The organism is Mucilaginibacter straminoryzae, from assembly GCF_022953055.1.
In the GTDB taxonomy this organism is placed as follows: Bacteria; Bacteroidota; Bacteroidia; order Sphingobacteriales; family Sphingobacteriaceae; genus Mucilaginibacter; species Mucilaginibacter straminoryzae.
Genome location: NZ_JALJEJ010000020.1, coordinates 1 through 5,603, shown reverse-complemented (window position 1 = coordinate 5,603; position 5,603 = coordinate 1). Strand labels below are relative to the sequence as shown.

Here is a 5,603-nt window from a genome sequence, read left to right as displayed (position 1 = left end):
TACAGATTTCTATTTTGAGTAATAGGGTCTGGATACAAACAAAACATTTTACAATGGAGAGTTTGATCCTGGCTCAGGATGAACGCTAGCGGCAGGCCTAATACATGCAAGTCGGACGGGATTGAGGAGCTTGCTCTTCATGAGAGTGGCGCACGGGTGCGTAACACGTATGTAACCTACCTTCATCAGGGGGATAGCCTCTCGAAAGAGAGATTAACACCGCATAAAATCACAGTGCAGCATTGCATAATGATCAAATATTTATAGGATGAAGATGGGCATGCGGGACATTAGCTAGATGGTGAGGTAACGGCTCACCATGGCCATGATGTCTAGGGGATCTGAGAGGATGGCCCCCCACACTGGTACTGAGACACGGACCAGACTCCTACGGGAGGCAGCAGTAAGGAATATTGGTCAATGGACGGAAGTCTGAACCAGCCATGCCGCGTGCAGGAAGACGGCCCTACGGGTTGTAAACTGCTTTTGTACCGGAATAAACCCCAGGTCGTGACCTGGGCTGAATGTACGGTAAGAATAAGGATCGGCTAACTCCGTGCCAGCAGCCGCGGTAATACGGAGGATCCAAGCGTTATCCGGATTTATTGGGTTTAAAGGGTGCGTAGGCGGCCTGTTAAGTCAGAGGTGAAAGGCGGTAGCTTAACTATCGGAGTGCCTTTGATACTGACGGGCTTGAATGCAGCTGAGGTAGGCGGAATGTGACAAGTAGCGGTGAAATGCATAGATATGTCACAGAACACCGATTGCGAAGGCAGCTTACTAAAGTGCGATTGACGCTGAGGCACGAAAGCGTGGGGATCAAACAGGATTAGATACCCTGGTAGTCCACGCCCTAAACGATGAACACTCGATGTTGGCGATATACGGTCAGCGTCTAAGCGAAAGCGTTAAGTGTTCCACCTGGGGAGTACGCCCGCAAGGGTGAAACTCAAAGGAATTGACGGGGGCCCGCACAAGCGGAGGAGCATGTGGTTTAATTCGATGATACGCGAGGAACCTTACCCGGGCTTGAAAGTTAGTGAATGATCCAGAGACGGATCAGTCCTTCGGGACACGAAACTAGGTGCTGCATGGCTGTCGTCAGCTCGTGCCGTGAGGTGTTGGGTTAAGTCCCGCAACGAGCGCAACCCCTGTGTTTAGTTGCCAGCATATAATGGTGGGGACTCTAAACAGACTGCCTACGCAAGTAGAGAGGAAGGAGGGGACGACGTCAAGTCATCATGGCCCTTACGTCCGGGGCTACACACGTGCTACAATGGACGGTACAGAGGGCAGCTACCTGGCAACAGGACGCCAATCTCAAAAAGCCGTTCACAGTTCGGATTGAGGTCTGCAACTCGACCTTATGAAGTTGGATTCGCTAGTAATCGCGTATCAGCAATGACGCGGTGAATACGTTCCCGGGCCTTGTACACACCGCCCGTCAAGCCATGGAAGCTGGGGGTGCCTGAAGTGCGTAACCGCAAGGAGCGTCCTAGGGTAAAACCGGTAACTGGGGCTAAGTCGTAACAAGGTAGCCGTACCGGAAGGTGTGGCTGGAATACCTCCTTTCTGGAGCAGTATCCCGTACTATCCCCTCTAAGAAGTAGAGATGAACGCTGCGCTGCATGTTAATGCTTAAAATTAAAAAGTAAAATAGTTCCGGGTGACGGAGTAACGAGTAACCAGTTGAATTACTGGCAACCCGTAACTGAGCACTCGCAACTAAAAGAAAGAGAAACCCGGGAGGAAGCCATCAGGGTGTGAGCCGCAAGGTTACGAAACTATGGCAGCCGGCAGGAACGGAGTACGAAAAGAAAGAGTTAGCAGTTAGCAAAAGCGGCTAACCGACTTACGGACTTTCGGACTTACGGACTGCAACAAACAAAGTCTCGTAGCTCAGTTTGGTTAGAGCACTACACTGATAATGTAGGGGTCAGCAGTTCAAATCTGCTCGAGACTACAGCCGCAGCGAAGCTGCGATTCATTGGTCAGTAATCATTAGTCATTGAAATGACGATTGACGAATGACAGATGAAACAACCAACTCCAGGGGAATTAGCTCAGCTGGCTAGAGCACCTGCCTTGCACGCAGGGGGTCAACGGTTCGAATCCGTTATTCTCCACACAAATGAGATGTGAGAAGTTAGATAAGAGATATGAGAAAGGCGCAAGTTAATCTCAAAACTCAAATCTCGATACTCAAATCTAATTGAAAGTTCTTTGACATATTGGAAGAAGTAATTTGAAAACTGAGAAGACAACAGTGGGACAGTTATGAAGTTACGAGTTAGAAGTTATGAGTTACGAGTTCACTCGAAACACGCAACAGAAGACTGGCAACAGATAACTATCCAAATAAAGACATACCTGTCTGAGCAAAAGCAGACAGTGTAGAAGAAAGTAAGAAAGGGCACACGGGGGATGCCTTGGCTCTCAGAGGCGATGAAGGACGTGATAAGCTGCGATAAGCCGCGGGGATTAGCAAATATGAATTAATCCGCGGATTTCCGAATGGGGAAACCTAATCATTTGAAGAATGATTGCAAAATGCGCTAACCTGCTGAACTGAAACATCTAAGTAAGCAGAGGAAGAGAAAACAATAGTGATTTCCTGAGTAGTGGCGAGCGAAAGGGAAGGAGCCCAAACCTACTATGTTACGGCATACTAGGGGTTGTAGGACCACGACATAGTACAATAAAATGAAGCTGAAGGGCATGGGAAGGCCCGCCATAGAGCATGAGAGCTGCGTAAGCGTAAGTAATATTGACTTAGTGGGATCCTGAGTACCGCGAGGTCGGAGACGCCTTGTGGGAATTTGCCGGCACCATCCGGTAAGGCTAAATACTACTGAGAGACCGATAGTGAACCAGTACTGTGAAGGAAAGGTGAAAAGAACCCCGAACAGGGGAGTGAAATAGAACCTGAAACCGTGTGCTTACAAGCGGTCGGAGTCTGGCAACGGATGACGGCGTGCCTTTTGCATAATGAGCCTACGAGTTACTCTTCTCTGGCAAGGTTAAGTGTTTAAGGCACGAAGCCGAAGCGAAAGCGAGTCTGAATAGGGCGCATAGTCAGAGGAGGTAGACGCGAAACCTTGTGATCTACCCATGACCAGGTTGAAGGTGCGGTAACACGTACTGGAGGACCGAACCGATAAGCGTTGAAAAGCTTCCGGATGAGTTGTGGGTAGGGGTGAAAGGCTAATCAAACTGGGAAATAGCTCGTACTCCCCGAAATGTTTTTAGGAACAGCGTGGCGGTTCAGTTATTAAGAGGTAGAGCTACTAATTGGGTGCGGGGGAGTCAAATCCTACCAAATCCAGATAAACTCCGAATGCTTGATAATATACGCTGCAGTGAGGCTCTGGGTGCTAAGGTCCAGGGCCGAGAGGGAAAGAACCCAGACCATCAGCTAAGGTCCCCAAATTACCATTAAGTTGAACTAACGAGGTCCGGCTGCACAGACAGCTAGGATGTTGGCTTGGAAGCAGCCATTCATTTAAAGAGTGCGTAACAGCTCACTAGTCGAGCGGCCGGGCATGGATAATAAACGGGCATTAAATGGTATACCGAAGCTATGGATTCATAGTAATATGACTGGTAGGGGAGCATTCTATCGCCGGTGAAGCTAAAGCGACAAGCTATGGTGGAGGTTATAGAAAAGCAAATGTAGGCATAAGTAACGATAAGGCAGGAGAGAAACCTGCCCACCGAAAGACTAAGGTTTCCTGATCAACGCTAATCGGATCAGGGTTAGTCGGGGCCTAAGGATAATCCGAGTGGAGATTCCGATGGACAACTGGTTAATATTCCAGTACTTTTTATGACTGCGATGCAGTGACGGAGTAGTGACACTACCGCGATCTGACGGAATAGATCGTTGAAGGCTGTAGGTATAGGTTCTCTAGGAAAGACCGGAGAGCTTGCTGAAAGCTGATAGTACCTGAAACCTTCGGGGGACGGGATAGTGTAGGTAATCAGACTTCCAAGAAAACCTGCTAAGCTTCAGGTCATAAAAACCCGTACCGTAAACCGACACAGGTAGTCGAGGAGAGAATCCTAAGGTGCTCGAGTGAATCATGGCTAAGGAACTCGGCAAAATGGCCCTGTAACTTCGGGAGAAGGGGCGCTGTCAGCAATGGCAGCCGCAGTGAAAAGGCCCAGGCGACTGTTTAACAAAAACACATGGCTTTGCAAAATCGAAAGATGACGTATAAGGCCTGACACCTGCCCGGTGCTGGAAGGTTAAGAGGGGATGTTAGTCGCAAGGCGAAGCATTGAATCGAAGCCCCAGTAAACGGCGGCCGTAACTATAACGGTCCTAAGGTAGCGAAATTCCTTGTCGGGTAAGTTCCGACCTGCACGAATGGTGTAACGATCTGGGCGCTGTCTCAGCCATGAGCTCGGTGAAATTGTGGTATCGGTGAAGACGCCGGTTACCCGCAACGGGACGGAAAGACCCCATGCACCTTCACTACAACTTAACATTGATATCGGATACAGGATGTGTAGGATAGGCGGGAGTCAGTGAAGCGGGTTCGCCAGGACTCGTGGAGACAACCTTGAAATACCGCCCTTTCTGTATTTGGTGTCTAACCCTGCAAAGCGGGGGACATTGTTTGGCGGGTAGTTTGACTGGGGTGGTCGCCTCCAAAAAGGTAACGGAGGCTTTCAAAGGTAAGCTCAGTACGCTTGGTAACCGTACGTGGAGTGCAATAGCATAAGCTTGCTTGACAGTGAGACAGACAAGTCGAGCTGGGTCGAAAGACGGATATAGTGATCCGGTGGTTCTGCATGGAAGGGCCATCGCTCAAAGGATAAAAGGTACGCTGGGGATAACAGGCTGATCTCCCCCAAGAGCTCATATCGACGGGGAGGTTTGGCACCTCGATGTCGGCTCGTCACATCCTGGGGCTGGAGAAGGTCCCAAGGGTTCGGCTGTTCGCCGATTAAAGTGGCACGCGAGCTGGGTTCAGAACGTCGCGAGACAGTTCGGTCCCTATCTGTTGTGGGCGTTGGAAGTTTGAGTGGGGCTGACCTTAGTACGAGAGGACCGGGTTGGACGAACCTCTAGTGAATCTGTTATGGCGCCAGCTGTACTGCAGAGTAGCTACGTTCGGAATAGATAAGCGCTGAAAGCATCTAAGTGCGAAACTAGCCACGAGATGAGACTTCCTTATAGGGTCGTAGGAGACTACTACGTTGATAGGTTACAGGTGTAAAGGTGGTGACATCATAGCCGAGTAATACTAATCGCCCGAAGCTTTCTTCGCAACAGATCAGTGGTGTGATCTTTCCGGTCACACCACCATCAAAACAAAAGAAAGGCTGTATAGTCTTTTCAGCTTCAAAGTACTTCTTTCAATACATGTCTTAGATATGAGATGTGAGATGTGAGAAATGAGACAAGCCCCAGGGTAGTCTCGATACTCAAATCCCGATACTCAAATCTAATCAAGATATTCAGGTGCCTATATCGGCGGTGTCCACCTCTTCCCATTCCGAACAGAGAAGTTAAGCCCGCCAGAGCCGATGGTACTGCAGTAAAATGTGGAAGAGTAGGTCGGCGCCAAACTTTATTCAAGCAAACCCTTTAAGCA

The 5,603-nt window shown here is 49.3% G+C and carries 2 tRNA genes and 3 rRNA genes; all 5 read left to right on the top strand.

The features are described 5' to 3' along the window. Positions 1-50 precede the first annotated feature (50 nt). The 5 genes from MUY27_RS20480 (at position 51) to rrf (ending at position 5,578) form a co-directional block, all read left to right on the top strand. Positions 51-1,572, top strand: a 16S ribosomal RNA gene (locus MUY27_RS20480). Positions 1,573-1,888: 316 nt separating this feature from the next. Beyond that, positions 1,889-1,963, top strand: a tRNA-Ile gene (locus MUY27_RS20475). Positions 1,964-2,052: 89 nt separating this feature from the next. After that, a tRNA-Ala gene (locus tag MUY27_RS20470) sits at positions 2,053-2,126 on the top strand. A gap of 270 nt (positions 2,127-2,396) precedes the next feature. Then, a 23S ribosomal RNA gene (locus tag MUY27_RS20465) occupies positions 2,397-5,276 on the top strand. A gap of 190 nt (positions 5,277-5,466) precedes the next feature. After that, a 5S ribosomal RNA gene (gene rrf / locus MUY27_RS20460) occupies positions 5,467-5,578 on the top strand. Together the 16S, 23S and 5S rRNA genes with 2 tRNA genes alongside form the textbook arrangement of a ribosomal RNA operon. Positions 5,579-5,603: the final 25 nt, after the last annotated feature.